The sequence below is a fragment of the Pseudomonas sp. rhizo66 genome, assembly GCF_031931925.1.
Taxonomy (GTDB): Bacteria; Pseudomonadota; Gammaproteobacteria; order Pseudomonadales; family Pseudomonadaceae; genus Aquipseudomonas.
Genome location: NZ_JAUJWZ010000005.1, coordinates 102,359 through 118,357 on the forward strand (window position 1 = coordinate 102,359; position 15,999 = coordinate 118,357).

The 15,999-nt window shown below is 60.7% G+C and carries 15 protein-coding genes; 8 read left to right on the forward strand and 7 right to left on the reverse strand.

Going from position 1 to position 15,999, the window contains the following annotated elements:
* Nucleotides 1–59: 59 nt before the first annotated feature.
* The 4 genes from eutC to exaC all read right to left on the reverse strand — a co-directional run bounded on the left by eutC (nucleotide 60) and on the right by exaC (nucleotide 5,486).
* Nucleotides 60–893: an ethanolamine ammonia-lyase subunit EutC gene (eutC, locus tag QZR14_RS07820; protein ID WP_442967389.1), complete on the reverse strand. Its 834-nt coding sequence runs from the start codon at nucleotides 891–893 to the stop codon at nucleotides 60–62.
* Nucleotides 890–2,284 (reverse strand): ethanolamine ammonia-lyase subunit EutB, encoded by a 1,395-nt coding sequence (locus QZR14_RS07825; RefSeq protein WP_311996263.1) that lies wholly within the window; start codon nucleotides 2,282–2,284, stop codon nucleotides 890–892. Before QZR14_RS07825 ends, eutC begins: the two co-directional genes overlap by 4 nt.
* 52 nt (nucleotides 2,285–2,336) lie before the next feature.
* On the reverse strand, nucleotides 2,337–3,788 hold the full coding sequence (gene eat, locus QZR14_RS07830) for an ethanolamine permease (RefSeq protein WP_311996264.1): 1,452 nt from the start codon (nucleotides 3,786–3,788) through the stop codon (nucleotides 2,337–2,339).
* 177 nt (nucleotides 3,789–3,965) lie between these two features.
* On the reverse strand, nucleotides 3,966–5,486 hold the full coding sequence (gene exaC, locus QZR14_RS07835; protein ID WP_250608125.1) for an acetaldehyde dehydrogenase ExaC: 1,521 nt from the start codon (nucleotides 5,484–5,486) through the stop codon (nucleotides 3,966–3,968).
* A 301-nt stretch (nucleotides 5,487–5,787) separates the two neighbouring features.
* Here exaC and QZR14_RS07840 point away from each other — a divergent pair, with 301 nt between their 5' ends.
* The 4 genes from QZR14_RS07840 (at nucleotide 5,788) to QZR14_RS07855 (ending at nucleotide 10,749) form a co-directional block, all read left to right on the forward strand.
* Nucleotides 5,788–7,701, forward strand: a complete 1,914-nt coding sequence (locus tag QZR14_RS07840) for a sigma-54-dependent Fis family transcriptional regulator (protein ID WP_250608127.1) — start codon at nucleotides 5,788–5,790, stop codon at nucleotides 7,699–7,701.
* Between the two features lie 777 nt (nucleotides 7,702–8,478).
* Nucleotides 8,479–9,828 (forward strand): UDP-N-acetylmuramate:L-alanyl-gamma-D-glutamyl-meso-diaminopimelate ligase, encoded by a 1,350-nt coding sequence (gene mpl / locus QZR14_RS07845; protein ID WP_250607731.1) that lies wholly within the window; start codon nucleotides 8,479–8,481, stop codon nucleotides 9,826–9,828.
* The gene (ubiX, locus tag QZR14_RS07850) at nucleotides 9,825–10,472 is read left to right on the forward strand and encodes a flavin prenyltransferase UbiX (RefSeq protein WP_128613637.1); all 648 of its coding nucleotides are present in this window, start codon (nucleotides 9,825–9,827) and stop codon (nucleotides 10,470–10,472) included. The genes mpl and ubiX overlap by 4 nt, the downstream gene beginning before the upstream one ends.
* Nucleotides 10,465–10,749: a YceK/YidQ family lipoprotein gene (locus tag QZR14_RS07855; RefSeq protein WP_311996265.1), complete on the forward strand. Its 285-nt coding sequence runs from the start codon at nucleotides 10,465–10,467 to the stop codon at nucleotides 10,747–10,749. Before ubiX ends, QZR14_RS07855 begins: the two co-directional genes overlap by 8 nt.
* Nucleotides 10,750–10,801: 52 nt before the next feature.
* Here QZR14_RS07855 and QZR14_RS07860 read toward each other — a convergent pair whose 3' ends face one another.
* From QZR14_RS07860 to QZR14_RS07870, 3 genes are all read right to left on the reverse strand, one after another.
* Entirely contained in the window at nucleotides 10,802–11,443 is a 642-nt protein-coding gene (locus QZR14_RS07860; protein WP_311996266.1) for an oxidoreductase, read from the reverse strand.
* A gap of 27 nt (nucleotides 11,444–11,470) precedes the next feature.
* Entirely contained in the window at nucleotides 11,471–13,198 is a 1,728-nt protein-coding gene (locus tag QZR14_RS07865; protein ID WP_311996267.1) for a C13 family peptidase, read from the reverse strand.
* A gap of 112 nt (nucleotides 13,199–13,310) precedes the next feature.
* A complete protein-coding gene (locus QZR14_RS07870) occupies nucleotides 13,311–13,766 on the reverse strand; it encodes a MaoC family dehydratase (protein ID WP_007909575.1) in 456 nt (151 codons plus the stop codon).
* 193 nt (nucleotides 13,767–13,959) lie between these two features.
* Here QZR14_RS07870 and QZR14_RS07875 point away from each other — a divergent pair, with 193 nt between their 5' ends.
* From QZR14_RS07875 to QZR14_RS07890, 4 genes are all read left to right on the forward strand, one after another.
* Complete coding sequence (locus QZR14_RS07875; RefSeq protein ID WP_311996268.1) at nucleotides 13,960–14,322, forward strand: CidA/LrgA family protein; 363 nt, start codon at nucleotides 13,960–13,962, stop codon at nucleotides 14,320–14,322.
* Nucleotides 14,322–15,038 (forward strand): LrgB family protein, encoded by a 717-nt coding sequence (locus tag QZR14_RS07880; RefSeq protein WP_311996269.1) that lies wholly within the window; start codon nucleotides 14,322–14,324, stop codon nucleotides 15,036–15,038. Before QZR14_RS07875 ends, QZR14_RS07880 begins: the two co-directional genes overlap by 1 nt.
* Before the next feature lie 10 nt (nucleotides 15,039–15,048).
* Nucleotides 15,049–15,639, forward strand: coding sequence for an LON peptidase substrate-binding domain-containing protein (locus tag QZR14_RS07885; protein WP_311996270.1), 591 nt, complete (start codon nucleotides 15,049–15,051; stop codon nucleotides 15,637–15,639).
* Between the two features lie 114 nt (nucleotides 15,640–15,753).
* Nucleotides 15,754–15,981, forward strand: coding sequence for a hypothetical protein (locus tag QZR14_RS07890; protein WP_311996271.1), 228 nt, complete (start codon nucleotides 15,754–15,756; stop codon nucleotides 15,979–15,981).
* Nucleotides 15,982–15,999: the final 18 nt, after the last annotated feature.

The window sequence follows — 15,999 nt, forward strand, 5'->3', positions numbered from 1 at the left end:
CGTGCGGCCGTGCATCGATCCTGCCTTAAAGCAGCGCAGAAACGCAATGCGGAAACGGTTCAGGTTGTGGGCGGATCCAGTAGGAAATTACCTTTCATGTCTACACCGGCGTCCGACTCCAGCGTCTGAACCTGTGCTTCGTCCTTCAGGTTGACCCCCGACAACTGCCGCCGACAGGCTTCGCGCATCAGATAAAGCAAGCGGTGCGCCGCCATGCCGTAGCTCAAGCCTTCGAGCCGTACATTGGAAATGCAGTTGCGGTAGGCGTCGGTCAGGCCGACCTTTGGATTGTAGGTGAAATATAAACCGAGGCTGTCTGGCGAACTGAGGCCTGGGCGTTCGCCGATCAGCATCACCAGCATTTTTGCGCCGAGCAATTGACCAATTTCATCGCCGACCGCAACGCGACCCTGTTCCACCAGAACGACCGGTGCTGTTGACCAGCCGTCAGCGTTCATCTGCTCCTCCAGTCGGGTCAGAAACGGCAAAGTATGCCGATGCACTGCCAATGCCGACAAACCGTCAGCCACGACAATCGCCAGATCGACGCCGCCCGGATGCGCCGCGGCATATTCGCGCAAGGCCTGCGCCGATTCATCGCTGAGCTTGCGCCCCAGATCCGGGCGTTGCAGATAGCTGTTGCGATCCGCAGCGGCGCTGTGGAGCAGCAGGCTTTCGCGGCCACGTTCCGTCAGTTGCGCGCTGAGCGCGGCGTGATCGAACGGCAGGTGCACGGCGTCGCGTGCCTGCGCGTGGGCGAACTGAAAGTCCAGTTGTGCGTTGGTCGGCAGGCTGGTGCCGGTGCGGCCGAGGGCGATCCGCGCCGGGGTCAGGCGACGCAGTTCCAGCCAAGGGTTTTGCGGGTCGACGGGCGGTTTTTCCATGTGACTCATCCCAGTTGCGCCAGCGCCTGGCGAAAGGCCGGCGGCAAGTTGTTACCGAAACGAACCTTTCCGTCCGCTTGGGTGAAGATGCCCATGTTCGCCAGCCACTGCTCAAACTCCGGCGCCGGTTTCAGGCCCAGGGTCTGGCGGGCGTAGAGCGCGTCGTGGAACGAGGTGGTCTGGTAGTTGAGCATGATGTCGTCGGAGCCGGGGATGCCCATGATGAAATTGATCCCGGCCACACCCAAGAGGGTCAGCAGGGTGTCCATGTCGTCCTGATCGGCTTCGGCGTGGTTGGTGTAGCAGATATCGCAACCCATCGGCACGCCGAGCAACTTGCCGCAGAAATGGTCTTCGAGGCCGGCGCGGATGATCTGTTTGCCGTTGTACAGGTACTCCGGGCCGATAAATCCTACGACGGTGTTCACCAGAAACGGTTTGAAATGTCGTGCCACAGCGTAGGCCCGCGTCTCGCAGGTCTGTTGGTCGACACCGTGGTGGGCGTTGGCCGACAGCGCGCTGCCTTGACCTGTTTCGAAATACATCAGGTTTTGCCCGAGAGTGCCGCGATTCAGGCTCAGGCCGGCGTCGTAGCCTTCCTGCAAGACATTCAGGTTGATGCCGAAACTGGCGTTGGCCGCTTCGGTGCCGGCAATCGACTGAAACACCAGATCCAGCGGCACGCCGCGATTGATCGCTTCGATGGAGGTGGTGACGTGGGTCAGCACGCAGGCCTGAGTCGGGATGTCGTAGCGCTGGAGGATCGCGTCGAGCATTTCCAGCATCGCGCAGATCGAGGCGATGCTGTCGGTGGCCGGGTTGATCCCGATCATCGCGTCGCCGTTGCCGTAGAGCAGACCGTCGAGAATGCTCGCGGCGATGCCGGACGGTTCGTCGGTTGGATGATTGGGTTGCAGGCGGGTCGACAAACGCCCGCGCAGCCCGAGGGTGCCGCGAAATTTTGTGATTACGCGGATCTTTTGCGCCACCAGCACCAGATCCTGCACGCGCATGATCTTCGACACCGCGGCGACCATTTCCGGGGTCAGGCCGGGGGCGAGGTTGCGCAGGCTGGTTTCGTCGGCGGCGTCGCTGAGCAGCCAGTCGCGAAAGCCGCCGACGGTGAGGTGGCTGACCACGGCGAAGGCTTGCTTGTCGTGGGTGTCGATGATCAGCCGGGTGACTTCATCGGACTCGTAGGGAATCAGCGCTTCCTGCAGGAAATGCGTGAGCGGGATGTCGGCCAGGGCCATTTGTGCGGCTACGCGCTCGCCGTCGTTGAGCGCGGCGACGCCGGCAAGAAAGTCCCCGGAACGCGCCGGGCTGGCCTTGGCCATGACGTCCTTGAGGCTGTCGAAGCGATAGGTCTGGGCGCCGACCGTGTGAGCGAAACTCGCCATACAGAATTCTCCGTGACGGCGCAGGTCAGACCCGCGCCGTGGTTTTCGGCAGTCAGTGCAGGGCTTTTTCAGCGTTCTGAATCGCCGCGAATTCTTCTTCCGGCGTACCTGCTACCAAGTGATGTCGACTGTAGAAAGCAAAGTAAGCAATTAACACTCCATAGATGATAGCGGCGCCGATCACGACCCGTGGGTCAACCAGGAACCCCGCAATCACGGCGATGCAAGCCAGCACCAGCGCCACACCGGAGGTGAAAATGCCGCCAGGCGTGCGGTACGGCCGATCCATTTTGGGGCGGCGGATGCGCAGCGTGATATGCGCCGCCATCATCAGCACGTAGGAAATGGTCGCGCCGAACACCGCTACCAGAATCAGCAGGTCGCCCTGGCCGGTCAGTGACAGACCAAAACCGATGATCCCTGGAATGATCAGGGCCAGCACTGGCGCCTTGCTTTTGTTGGTCTCGGAGAGTTTTCGCGGCAGGTAGCCTGCACGCGACAAGGCGAAAATCTGTCGCGAGTAGGCATAGATGATCGAGAAGAAACTGGCGATCAACCCGGCCAGGCCCACAAGATTGACGAAGCTGCCCATCCAGGTCGAGCCACCATAGGCTTTGCTCAACGCTTCAACCAACGGGTTGCCGGAGGTCAGCAGCGAGTTGGCGCCCGCACCGCCGGGGCCGACGATCAGAATCAACAGGGCAAACATGAGCAGCACCAACATGGCGCCGATCAAGCCGCGCGGCAGGTCACGTTTAGGGTTCTTGGTTTCCTCGGCGGCCAGCGGCACGCCTTCAACGGCAAGGAAGAACCAGATCGCATAGGGAATTGCCGCCCAGACGCCGACATAGCCAAATGGCAGAAACGGACTGGCGCCCGCCGCAGCAGACACCGGAATATCGAGCAGGTTGGCGACATCGAAGTGCGGCACCATCGCCACCAGGAACACCCCCAGCGCTAGCGCGGCGATGGCGGTGATGACAAACATCAGCTTGAGCGCTTCGCCGACCCCGAAAATATGGATGGCAATGAAAATGATGTAGAACGCCAGATAAATCATCCAGCCGCCGATGCCGAACAGCGATTCGCAGTAGGCACCGATGAACACCGCGATAGCCGCAGGGGCAATGGCGTATTCGATGAGAATCGCGGTGCCGGTGAGAAACCCGCCCCAAGGCCCGAATGCACTGCGCGCAAAACCGTAGCCACCGCCGGCGGTGGGGATCATCGAAGACAACTCGGCCAGAGAAAAGCACATGCACAGGTACATGGTGGCCATCAGCAGCGTCGCCAGGAACATGCCGCCCCAGCCACCCTGAGCGAGGCCGAAGTTCCAGCCGGCATAGTCACCGGAAATCACGTAGGCCACGCCCAGCCCCACCAGCAGTACCCAGCCGGCAGCACCTTTTTTCAGTTCGCGTTGTTGAAAGTAATCCGATCCGACTTTTTCAAAGTCGACGGAGGCGCCGGTCGCCGGAGCGCCAGCCGGGGATTCGCTAGGCATAGGTTTCACCGTTCTTATTGTTTTATTGGCCCGGCTTTTTTGCCGGTGGGTAGCATGATCGTCCCCACGCTCTGCGTGGGGATGCCTCAACGAACGCTCTGCGTTCGGCTTTGGTGGGACGCGGAGCGTCCCGGCTGCATTCCCACGCAGAGCGTGGGAACGATCAGTGCTGCAGGTTTAGAAGAACCCCAACGGATTGATGTCGTAGCTCACCAGCAGGTTTTTGGTCTGCTGATAGTGGTCGAGCATCATCTTGTGGGTTTCACGACCAACGCCGGATTTCTTGTACCCGCCGAACGCGGCATGCGCCGGATACAGGTGGTAGCAGTTGGTCCACACGCGACCGGCCTTGATCGCGCGGCCCATGCGGTAGGCGCGGTTGATGTCGCGAGTCCACAGCCCGGCGCCGAGGCCGAACTCGGTGTCGTTGGCAATTGCCAGGGCTTCGGCTTCGTCCTTGAAGGTGGTGATGCTGACCACCGGGCCGAAGATTTCTTCCTGGAACACGCGCATCTTGTTGGTGCCCTTGAGCAGGGTCGGCTGGATGTAGTAGCCGGTTGCGAGACTGCCCTCGAGTTTTTCCACCTTGCCGCCGGTCAACAGCTCGGCACCTTCGCCCTTGGCGATTTCCAGGTACGACAGGATCTTGTCGAATTGCTGCTCGGACGCCTGCGCGCCAACCATGGTGTCGGTGTCCAGTGGGTCGCCACGCTTGATCTGGCTGACTTTCTTCATCACTGCTTGCATGAATTCGTCGTAGATCGATTCCTGCACCAGCGCGCGGGAAGGGCAGGTGCACACTTCGCCCTGGTTGAAAAACGCCAGTACCAGACCTTCAGCGGCTTTTTCGATGAAGCTCGGTTCGGCCTGCATGATGTCTTCGAAGAAGATGTTCGGCGATTTGCCGCCCAGTTCCACGGTGGACGGAATGATGTTCTCGGCCGCGCACTTCATGATGTGCGAGCCGACCGGGGTCGAGCCGGTGAACGCAATCTTGGCGATGCGCTTGCTGGTGGCCAGGGCTTCGCCGGCCTCTTTGCCGAACCCTTGCACCACGTTGAGCACGCCCGGCGGCAGCAGATCGCCGATCAACTCCATCAGTACACAGATGCCCAGCGGGGTTTGCTCGGCAGGCTTGAGCACCACGCAGTTACCGGCAGCCAGTGCCGGAGCGAGTTTCCAGGCAGCCATCAACAGCGGGAAGTTCCACGGGATGATCTGGCCGACCACGCCCAGCGGTTCATGGATGTGATAAGCCACGGTGTTGCCGTCGATTTCGGCAGCGCTGCCTTCCTGGGCGCGCAGGCACCCGGCGAAGTAGCGGAAATGGTCGGCGGCCAGCGGGATGTCGGCGTTGAGGGTTTCGCGGATGGCTTTGCCGTTGTCCCAGGTTTCGGTGATCGCCAGCAGTTCGAGGTTCGCTTCGATGCGGTCGGCGATTTTCAGCAGGATCAGCGAGCGCGCCTGCACGGAGGTCGCGCCCCACGCATCGGCAGCGGCGTGGGCGGCGTCCAGTGCCTTGTCGATGTCTTCGGCAGTGGAGCGGGGGAATTCGGCAATCGGTTGGCCATTCACTGGCGAGGTGTTGGTGAAGTACTGACCTTTGACAGGCGCGACGAACTCGCCGCCGATGTAGTTACCGTACTTGCTCTTGAACGAGACTTTGGCGCCTTCAGTACCGGGGTGAGCGTAACGCATGATGATGTTCTCCTTGGCTTTGTACTTATTAGAGAAACGCGCAAGTGCGCTTGCTATAAGCGTAGAGCAAAGGTCGGGCCACTGCCGTGCAGGGCAGGTAGATCAAGGCCTTGCGTGATTTTTGTCGGACGAGTGGATCGCGCCTGTGATGGTTTCGGTACAGAGGGGGTGACAGTTTGTACCGCTTTTGGCACAGCCAGTGACCGGGCAGTCTTGCCAGCATTGCAATGCGTCGATGGCTGGAGGATGCTGGGCGTCACCTCAGCATTGGGCCGTCGAACCCCGGGGAGAACAATAAGAAATGCACGACAACCATTTGAGTCGCCATGCCCGACAGGTTCTCACCGTGACCCAGGGCAAACCGCATCTGCACGGGCCCGGTGCCGACCCGTCGATTGCCCGTTCCTGGCTGCGCTGTCTGGAGGACTATCACCTCGACCCGGCGCTGAGCATGGCGCCGACGGTACTTGAGCACGGCCGTGTGCTGGAGAGCCGCGAACGTCTGCAGCAAGTGTTGCAGATCGCCGGCAATGAAATGAGCAGCCTGCATCAACAACTCTCCGGCGCCGGCCACGCGGTGCTGCTGACCGATGCTCGCGGGGTGATCCTCAACTGCGTCACCGCGCCGGCCGAACGCAAGATTTTCGAACGTGCCGGCCTCTGGCTCGGCGCTGACTGGAGCGAAGCCTGCGAAGGCACCAACGGCATCGGCACCTGCCTGGTCGAGCGGCAGGCGCTGACCATTCATCAAGACGAGCATTTTCGCGGCCGTCACACCGGCCTGACCTGCTCGGCCAGTCCGGTGTTCGACCCGCATGGCGAACTGCTCGCGGTACTCGACGTGTCCTCGGCGCGCCACGATGTCTCGCGGCAAAGCCAGTTTCACACCATGGCGCTGGTCAACCTCTCGGCGAAGATGATCGAGAGTTGCTACTTCCTGCGTTGTTTCGATAACCAATGGTTGCTGCGTTTCCACTTGCAGGCAGAATCGGTCGGTTTGTTCAGCGAAGGGCTGCTGGCGTTTGACGGCGAAGGGCGGATCAGTGCGGTCAACCAGAGTGCGCTGAACCTGCTCGGGCATATTCGCGGTGGCTTGCTGGGCAAACCGGTCGAGGCGTTTTTCGATTGTTCGCTGGATGAATTGCTTGGCCGCGCCAGTGCCCATGCCAGCGCCAGTTGGCCGTTGCGCACCCGCGACGGTCGGCATCTGTTTGCCGTGTTGCGCGGCGAATCGCGCAGGCCGACGCCGATCATGCCTGCACCGGTCATTCCGGCACCCGCGCGCTTGTCGGGCATTTGTCTCGGTGATGAGGCCTTGCAGGCAGACTTCCGCAAAGCGCTGCGCGTCTTCGAGCGAGATGTGCCGTTGTTGATCAATGGCGAAACCGGCTCCGGCAAGGAAGCCTTCGCCAAGGCTGTGCACCAGGCCAGCCAGCGATCGAACAAAGCCTTCGTCGCGCTCAATTGCGCGGCGATTCCTGAGAGCCTGATTGAAAGCGAACTGTTCGGCTATCGCGGCGGCAGCTTCACCGGCGCGCGCAAGGATGGCATGCGCGGCAAGTTGCAGCAGGCCGATGGCGGTACGTTGTTCCTCGATGAAATCGGCGATATGCCGCTGGCCTTGCAGACCCGGTTGTTGCGGGTGCTTGAAGACCGGCAAGTGGTGCCGATTGGCGGCGAGCCGGAGTCGGTCAATGTGCGGATCATCAGCGCCACCCACCGCAATTTGCTGGAGCGGGTTGCGGACGGCAGCTTCCGCGAGGATTTGTATTACCGGCTCAACGGGCTGGAAGTGGCACTGCCGGCACTCCGCGAGCGCAGTGATAAATCGCAGTTGCTGGATTTCCTGTTGGCCGAGGAGGCGGGTGGAGAAACGATCCTGATCAACGAGTCGGCGCGTCAGGCGTTGCTGGCCTTCAACTGGCCGGGCAACGTGCGCCAGTTGCGCAATGTGCTGCGCACGTTGGCGGCGTTGTGTGATGAAGGGCGGATCGGGCTGGAGGATTTGCCGGTGATGATTCGGCAGGGGCGGGTGCCGATTTTGCAGCCTGATTCGTCTGAACATCCCCTGGAAGACGCCGAGCGGATTGCGCTGCTTAAAACGCTGGAGCAGACGCGGTGGCACATGACGCATACAGCGGAACAGCTTGGGGTCAGCCGTAATACGCTCTATAGAAAACTGCGTAAGCATGGCATTGAGCGTCGTGTCAGTTAGAAGGCCCTCACCCTAGCCCTCTCCCAGAGGGAGAGGGGATTGACCGGGTCGCTCTACTGATTTACGCCGACCTGAAATATCGAGCCGAACTCAGGATTTGAAAGCGACCGAGATCGGCTCCCTCTCCCGGGGGCGAGGGGACTGACCGCGGTGTTTTGGCGATTTACGCCGACCTGAAATATCGAGCCTAACTCAGGATTTGAAAGCGACCGAGATCGCCTCCCTCTCCCGGGGGCGAGGGGACTGACCGCGGTGTTTTGGCGATTTACGCCGACCTGAAATATCGAGCCTAACTCAGGATTTGAAAGCGACCGAGATCGGCTCCCTCTCCCGGGGGCGAGGGGACTGACCGCGGTGTTTTGGCGATTTACGCCGACCTGAAATATTGAGCCTAACTCAGGATTTGAAAGCGACCGAGATCGGCTCCCTCTCCCGGGGGCGAGGGGACTGACCGCGGTGTTTTGGCGATTTACGCCGACCTGAGTTATCGAGCCGAACTCAGGATTTGAATGCGACCGAGATCGGCTCCCTCTCCCAGAGGAAGAGGTGACTGATCGAAGTGCTTTGGCGATTTACGCCGACCTGAAATATTGAGCCTAACTCGGGATTTGAAAGCGACCGAGATCGGCTCCCTCTCCCTCGGGAGAGGGCTGGGGTGAGGGGCCGCAATCTACAGTCGAGCGAAAATGCCAGGCCCAACCAGTCCCGCCCCTCACCTAAAGAGTGCGATTTCCCCCTCCCTACGCTAACCTGCGGCCATGTTTTACGAGGTCGACTATGCACATTCATATTCTGGGTATCTGCGGGACTTTCATGGGTTCGATGGCGGTGTTGGCCAAAGAGCTGGGCCATCACGTCACCGGCTCCGACGCCAACGTCTATCCGCCGATGAGCACGCAGCTGGAAGCCCAGGGCATTCAGCTGACGCAGGGTTACGACCCGGCGCAACTCGATCCGGCACCGGATCTGGTGGTGATCGGCAACGCCATGTCCCGCGGCAATCCGGCGGTGGAATATGTCCTGAACAAAGGCCTGCCGTATGTGTCCGGCCCGCAATGGCTGGCTGACCATGTGCTGCAAGGTCGCTGGGTATTGGCGGTTGCCGGTACGCACGGCAAGACCACCACCAGCAGCATGCTCGCCTGGGTCCTGGAACACGCCGGCATGAGTCCGGGCTTTCTGATCGGCGGCGTGCCGCAGAACTTCTCGGTGTCTGCTCGCCTGGGCGGCACGCCGTTCTTTGTGATCGAAGCCGATGAGTACGACAGCGCCTTCTTCGACAAGCGCTCGAAATTCGTCCACTACCGCCCGCGCACCGCGATCCTCAATAACCTTGAGTTCGATCACGCCGACATCTTCCCGGATCTGCCGGCTATCGAGCGGCAATTCCACCATTTGGTGCGGACCATTCCAAGCGAAGGCCTGGTCATTCATCCGACTACCGAGCCGGCCTTGCAGCGGGTGATCGAAATGGGCTGCTGGACACCGGTGCAGACCACCGGTGCCGGCGGACAGTGGCAGGTCAAACTGCTGAGCGAAGACGGCTCGGCGTTCGAAGTGATGTTCGAAGGCGTGTCGCAAGGCACCGTCGAGTGGGAGCTGACCGGTCAGCACAACGTCGCCAACGCCTTGGCTGCTCTGGCGGCGGCGCGGCATGTTGGCGTGGTGCCATCGATGGGCATTGCCGGGTTGAGCGCATTCAAGAACGTCAAACGCCGCATGGAGAAAGTCGCCGAAGTGCGCGGCATTACCATCTACGACGACTTCGCTCATCATCCGACTGCGATTGCCACCACTCTCGACGGCTTGCGCAAGCGCATTGGCGACGCGCCGCTGATCGCGATCATCGAGCCGCGCTCCAACTCGATGAAACTCGGCGCGCATCGTGACGGTCTGCCCGACAGCGTGGTCGATGCCGATCAAGTGATCTGGTACGCCCCGGCCAACCTTGGCTGGGATCTGGCCGGCACCGCCGCGCTGTGCACGGTGCCGTCGATTGTCAGCGATTCGCTGGAGGGCATCATCGAACGCGTGAAGAGCCAGGCGCAACCCGGCACGCATGTGGTGATCATGAGCAACGGCGGCTTCGGCGGCCTGCACGGAAAACTCGCCGAGGCGCTGAAATGAACACTCTTTCCCAGCACGGCGGCCCGGAACGCATCACGCTGGCGATGACCGGCGCGTCTGGCGCGCAGTACGGCTTGCGCCTGCTCGATTGCCTGGTGCGGGAAGATCGCGAGGTGCACTTCCTGATCTCCAAGGCTGCGCAACTGGTGATGGCCACCGAGACTGATGTCACGCTGCCGCCCAAGCCGCAGATGATGCAGGCCTTCCTGACCGAATACACCGGAGCCGCCGCCGGGCAGATCCGCGTTTACGGCAAGGAAGACTGGATGTCACCGGTGGCTTCGGGTTCGGGCGCTCCGGCGGCGATGGTGGTGGTGCCTTGCTCCACGGGCACGCTGTCGGCAATTGCCACGGGCGCCTGCAATAATCTGATCGAACGCGCGGCTGATGTCACTTTGAAAGAGCGTCGCCAATTGATCCTGGTGCCGCGCGAAGCGCCGTATTCGAGCATTCATCTGGAGCACATGCTCAAACTGTCGAACATGGGCGTGACGATTCTGCCGGCCTCGCCGGGTTTCTATCACCAGCCGCAGACCATCGATGATTTGATCGATTTCGTCGTGGCGCGGATCCTCAATCTGCTTGGTATTCCCCAGGACATGCTGCCGCGTTGGGGCGAGCATCATCTGAGCAGCGATGAATAAGCTGCTGGCGATTTTGCTGGCGCTGCAACTGGCTGGTTGCGCCACTGCGCGCACCCTCGACGCTGCCAAACCGGGCGCGCCGGTGGTGTACTCCGGGACGCGGCTGGATTTGTATGCGTTGAATGGCGGGTGTTGCGCGATGGACCGGTTCGGGGCTGAGGCGCCGAGTTATCCGGGGGTGGATCTGCCGGCGAGTGCGTTGCTTGATACGCTTTTGTTGCCGTTGTCATTACTGACGGTGATAGGCGTGAGCTTTCAGGCGACTGGTGGATTGTAGGGGAGTGCTGCGCACTCCATTCGCGAGCAGGCTTTCTTCCAGACGCTACAGATTATTTGCCTAGCTTGCGCAGCTCATCCGACTCGATCACCCGTACCCCGTCCTGCTCTTCCAGCGCCAGGCGCCACATGGCCCGCGCCAATTGGCACGCTTCGATGCCCCGGTATTTACCCGGAATCAGCTTCGACAACGGCCCGGCCAATTGCTCGGCCAGACGCGGTTCAGTCCTTTCACCCAGCAATAATGAAGGCCGGCAAATAGTCAGTTGCGGCCAGTTCTGCGCACGCAAGGCCTGCTCCATTTCGCCTTTGACCCGGTTGTAGAAAACCGAGGATTTCGGATCGGCGCCGATCGCACTGATGACGATCAGGTGCCGCGCGCCCATCTCCCGTGCGCGTTTGGCGAACGCCACCACCATGTCCAGATCCACCGCGCGAAACGCCGCTTCCGAGCCGGCCTGCTTGATTGTGGTGCCGAGGCAGCAATAAGCGATATCGACGCGGCCACTGAGCTGCGGGAGAAACGCCTGCGGATCGCCCACCGGGTTTTCCAGATGCGGATGCTCGGCCAATGGCCGACGTGAAGGGGCGAGCACGCGTGAAATCGTTGGCTCGTTGAGCAAACGGTCGAGTAGATGTTCACCGGTCAAACCGGTGGCTCCGGCAAGCAATACGTGCTGAGGCGTCAAGTACATAGTGTCTCTCCCTTGATACTGTTCAGCTTAGTTGCTCTTTGTCGCTCCGTCGTTCAACGCAGCACTTTGCAACGCTTTCCTGGCTTGCTGTTTGCGCAGCAGTTGCCAGTGCGACAGCACGGTTTTCGGCGCCCAGATCTGCGGCTCCGAGGCTTCGAAATTATCCGCCAGTTCACGCTCGGCGACGGTGGCCTTGGCCAGTTTGAAGGCTTGCTCCAGATCATCGGTCTGGTTCAGGGCCTGGGCGAACAGCGCATCGCCGAAGTAGGTGAAGTTGGCTTCTTCCGAGCAGCCGAAGGACACCCGGTCAGCGCGCGAGGCGGTCATGATCAGCGTGCGTTCGTCTTTCAGCGCCGGAATGAAACCGCCGGAGTAGCACGACGAAATCACGATGATCTTGTCGCGATTTTTCAGCGGCGCCAGCACGGCGGCGAGTTCATCGGCGGGCAGGTCGGCCAGTTCCATGCGCGGCTGGTCGAGGACCAGTTCGTGTTCGGCGGTGCCGTGGCTGGTCAGGTAGATGAACAGCAAGTCTTCCGGGCCACTGCGTTCGGCAAGGGTTTGCGCGGCGCGACGCAGGTTCTCGCGGGTGGCCATCGGCCGGTCGCCGAGGTGGTCGCGATGGTTGACCAGACGGATCTGGCCATAAGCACCGAAGCGCGTGTTGAGCATGTTGGCGACGTAGTCGGATTCGCGCAGGAACACGCTTTGCTTGCCGTCGCCGCCGAGGGTCAGGGTGTACAACTCGACTGCCGGGGTCGACGCGGGAATAGCGGCCAGCGCGTCATCGAGCAAGCGGCCCTGAGCGAGCAAACCGAGTTCGAGCGTATCGGGCAGCAACTTGCCGTCAGCGTCGCGCACGCGCTGGCCGTTGATCCAGGTGCCGCTCATCACGCTGCCATCGGTGAGCACCAGGGTGCCGCGTCCGGCGTAGCTATCGTTGTCGAAGCCGCCGATGTAGAAGCTGCCATCAGGCAGGTTCAAACGGCCCTGACCGCTGAAGCGCCAGTCGCTGAACGTGCCGATGTAATGGCTGCCGTCAGCGCCGATCAGTTCGCCCTTGCCGGTCAGCGCGCCTTCCTTGAACTGGCCGAGCCAGACATCGCCGTCGGCGTTTTCGTAGCGACCTTTGCCGTGCAGTTGATTGTTCTTGAAGCCGCCGACGTAGATGTCACCGTCAGCGCTGTTGAACGTACCGTTGCCTTCCAGCTGACCGTTGACGAAATGTCCGCTGAACGAGTTGCCGCTGGCATCGCCGCGCTGGCCTTCACCGTTGGGTTTACCGTGAGCGAACTGGCCTTGATAGGAGCTGCCGTCGTCCATTTCCAGACGGCCGAGCCCGGAATATTGGTCTACCTTGAATTCGCCACGGTAGGTCATGGCATTTTCTTTCAGGGTGCCTTCGCCATCGCGGCGTCCCTGTTTGAAGCCACCGGTGTAGCTGTTGGCGTTGGTGGTCAGGCTGCCTTGACCGTCGAACAGACCTTGCTGGAACTGGCCGCGATAGACTTCGCCGTTGCTGCCATGCCATTCGCCCTGACCATGCCACTGCCCCTTGTCGAACTGCCCGGCATACCAGCTGCCGTTGGGGTAGTCGACGCGGCCCTGACCTTGCAGCAAGCCATCGACCAGTTCACCACGATAGCGTCCACCGTCGGGCAGGCGCGCATCCGGGGGCAGCAGCGATTCGCCGTCGCCGCACGCGGTGAGCATCAGGGTCAAGGCAAGGGGTGCAAGACGAGCAAGTGAGCGCATAGCGGGATCCGGGCAATTAGGCGACCGAGTATGCCGCAGCTATGTGACCTAATGCAGCCGGTAAAAACAGTGTTGACGCGAAACAGCGTGCGCTGCTTCGCATCCAGAACCATCAGACAAAGCAGAGCGACAGCGGCTCGGCGATGTAGGCCGGTTTGTCCGAGCCTTCTATCTCCAGTGTCGCGGTGGCTTTGAGCAGCCACTGGCCGGGTTTTTTCTCGGTCACTTCGCCCAGATCGACCTTCAGGCGGACCTTGGAATTGACCTTCACTGGCTGGATGAAACGCACACTGTCCAGCCCATAGTTGACCACCATCTTCACGCCTTGCGGCAGGATCAGGATGTCTTCCATCAATTTCGGGATCAGCGACAACGACAGGAAACCGTGGGCAATGGTGCTGCCAAATGGCGTTTGCGCGGCTTTGACCGGGTCGACGTGAATGAACTGATAATCACCGGTGGCTTCGGCGAACAGGTTGATGCGTTCCTGATCGATGGTGAGCCATTCGGAACGTCCGAGTTCCTTGCCGACATAATCTTTGAGCTCTGCAACGGGAACATAGGGCATTGAGACTCTCCTTGGGTTCATCGGTTTTATAGTTTTTCAGGTGGGGGATTTGACCGCCCTGCGAACCACTGTAGATCATCATGGCGATTTGCTCCGGTCAACCGACCATGCTTTTGGCGAATGCCGATCCATAGCGCAGGCGTGCTTATAATGCCGAGCCTCTGCTGGGCGAAAAGTAAGACGGAGATGTCGGATGTTGCTACGTGGCCTGACCCTGCTGGTGCTGTTTCAACTGCTTGGCACGGCGCTCAATCATTTGCTGTTGCCGGTGCTGCCGGGGCCGATCATCGGTCTGCTGCTGTTGCTGGTCTTCCTGATCATTCGCGGTGAAGTCGGCGAGCCGCTGAACCTCGCGGCGGGCAACCTGCTGCGTTATCTGCCCTTGCTGCTGGTGCCGCCAGCCGTGGGCGTGATGGTCTACGCCACGGCGATTGCTGCGGATTTCTGGGCAATTGTCGGTGCGCTGGTGCTGTCGCTGGTGCTGTCGATGGCGTTCGCCGGGGTGCTGATGCAGCGCCTGGTCAAACGGCACGCAGCCACGTCGGAGGAGTCCTGATGCTTTTCGACTGGCAGGGCGCCTGGGCTTCGGTCATTCATCATCCGCTGTTCGGCATCGGCATCACCCTCGGCGCCTATCAACTGGTGCTGGCGGCGTTCGAGAAAACTCGCTGGATCTTTCTGCAACCGGTGCTGGTCTCCATGCTGTTGGTGATCGGTGTGCTGGTCGGCTGCGGCCTGACCTACGCCGAATATCGCAAGAGCACCGAGATCCTCAGCATTCTGCTCGGCCCGGCGACCGTGGCACTGGCGGTGCCGCTGTATCTCAACCTGCGGCGCATTCGCCAATTGTTCTGGCCGATTTTTACTACGCTGGTGATAGGCGGCGTGGTCGCCACAGGCATGGGTGTGTTGCTGGGCTGGTGGTTCGGTGCCGAGCACATGATCCTGATGACCATGGCGCCGAAGTCAGTAACCTCGCCGATTGCCATGCTGGTGGCGGAGCAGATTGGCGGTGTGGCGGCGCTGGCAGCGGTGTTCGTGCTGATCACCGGGGTCATCGGTGCCATTTTCGGCCCGGCGCTGCTGACTCGACTTGGTGTACACAGCCCCGAAGCGCGCGGCATGGCGCTGGGCATGACCGCGCATGCGGTCGGCACCTCGGTGGCGTTGCAGGAAGGCGATGAGTGCGGTGCCTTTGCGGCGCTGGCAATGAGTCTGATGGGTGTGGCCACGGCGGTGTTCCTGCCGTTGGCGGTGTCGATGGTGGTGTAAGGAAATGTCTATGAATCTGCCGCTTTTCCCGCTGAACACAGTGCTGTTTCCCGGCTGCAACCTCGACTTGCAGATCTTTGAGGCGCGCTATCTGGACATGATCGGCCGCTGCATGAAACAGGGCGGCGGTTTCGGCGTGGTATGCATTCTCGACGGTCACGAAGTCGGCGTAGCCCCAGAGGGTTTTGCTCTGGTTGGCTGCGAAGCGCATATCACCGACTTTCAGCAGCAGGACAACGGTTTGCTGGGTATTCGTGTTCAGGGCGGACGGCGGTTCACAGTGTTGCGTACCGAGGTACAGCGCGATCAGTTGATCCTCGCCGATGTCGACTGGCTGGATGACGAACCCGAGCAACCGTTACAGGACGAAGACGCCGACCTGGTGGCGCTGCTCAAGGCACTGGCCGAGCACCCGATGGTGGAGGCGCTGGACATGGGCACCGATGCGCTGGGCCAGCAATCGCTGGCCAATCAACTGGCCTATCTGCTGCCGTTCGCCGAAGAGGACAAGATCGATCTGTTACAGCTCGATGATCCCCAGCAGCGGCTCGATGCGATCCAGGCATTGCTCGACGAACTCCAAGGTGAATTGTTCGCCTAGTTGCACTTTGAATTAACTCATGGCACCTGCCAGCATTGTTTTGCTTTTGTCTTTGTCTTAATTTCAAGTTGCCCGCAGGAAGCGGTTAACTTGAATAAAAATAAGGATGAAAGCATGACTGTCTATGAAGATGAATGGGCGTTTTGGGATGATATTGCCGGCAAGTATATTTTGAAACATGCCGAGACGGATCATAACGTTAGCCACGTGATTGACGCGGCATCCACTTATGCCGACCGGATGGTGATAGCCCGGCGTAAACGAAAATCTGAAAAGGCCCCTGTCGGCGAAGTTCCACGGATGTCGGCCACTGCCACTACCGTGGTGACCGCCACTGTTTGAATATTTCCCTTTTCAGTA

Bases quoted from the DNA above. Each gene is read 5' to 3' on its own strand.
- mpl (WP_250607731.1), top strand. From the start codon at position 8,479: ATGCACATTCATATTCTGGGTATCTGCGGGACTTTCATGGGTTCGATG.
- QZR14_RS07840 (WP_250608127.1), top strand. From the start codon at position 5,788: ATGCACGACAACCATTTGAGTCGCCATGCCCGACAGGTTCTCACCGTG.
- eutC (WP_442967389.1), bottom strand. From the start codon at position 893: ATGAGTCACATGGAAAAACCGCCCGTCGACCCGCAAAACCCTTGGCTG.
- QZR14_RS07885 (WP_311996270.1), top strand. From the start codon at position 15,049: ATGAATCTGCCGCTTTTCCCGCTGAACACAGTGCTGTTTCCCGGCTGC.
- QZR14_RS07880 (WP_311996269.1), top strand. From the start codon at position 14,322: ATGCTTTTCGACTGGCAGGGCGCCTGGGCTTCGGTCATTCATCATCCG.
- QZR14_RS07870 (WP_007909575.1), bottom strand. From the start codon at position 13,766: ATGCCCTATGTTCCCGTTGCAGAGCTCAAAGATTATGTCGGCAAGGAA.
- QZR14_RS07825 (WP_311996263.1), bottom strand. From the start codon at position 2,284: ATGGCGAGTTTCGCTCACACGGTCGGCGCCCAGACCTATCGCTTCGAC.
- QZR14_RS07875 (WP_311996268.1), top strand. From the start codon at position 13,960: ATGTTGCTACGTGGCCTGACCCTGCTGGTGCTGTTTCAACTGCTTGGC.
- exaC (WP_250608125.1), bottom strand. From the start codon at position 5,486: ATGCGTTACGCTCACCCCGGTACTGAAGGCGCCAAAGTCTCGTTCAAG.
- ubiX (WP_128613637.1), top strand. From the start codon at position 9,825: ATGAACACTCTTTCCCAGCACGGCGGCCCGGAACGCATCACGCTGGCG.
- QZR14_RS07860 (WP_311996266.1), bottom strand. From the start codon at position 11,443: ATGTACTTGACGCCTCAGCACGTATTGCTTGCCGGAGCCACCGGTTTG.
- QZR14_RS07855 (WP_311996265.1), top strand. From the start codon at position 10,465: ATGAATAAGCTGCTGGCGATTTTGCTGGCGCTGCAACTGGCTGGTTGC.
- QZR14_RS07865 (WP_311996267.1), bottom strand. From the start codon at position 13,198: ATGCGCTCACTTGCTCGTCTTGCACCCCTTGCCTTGACCCTGATGCTC.
- eat (WP_311996264.1), bottom strand. From the start codon at position 3,788: ATGCCTAGCGAATCCCCGGCTGGCGCTCCGGCGACCGGCGCCTCCGTC.
- QZR14_RS07890 (WP_311996271.1), top strand. From the start codon at position 15,754: ATGACTGTCTATGAAGATGAATGGGCGTTTTGGGATGATATTGCCGGC.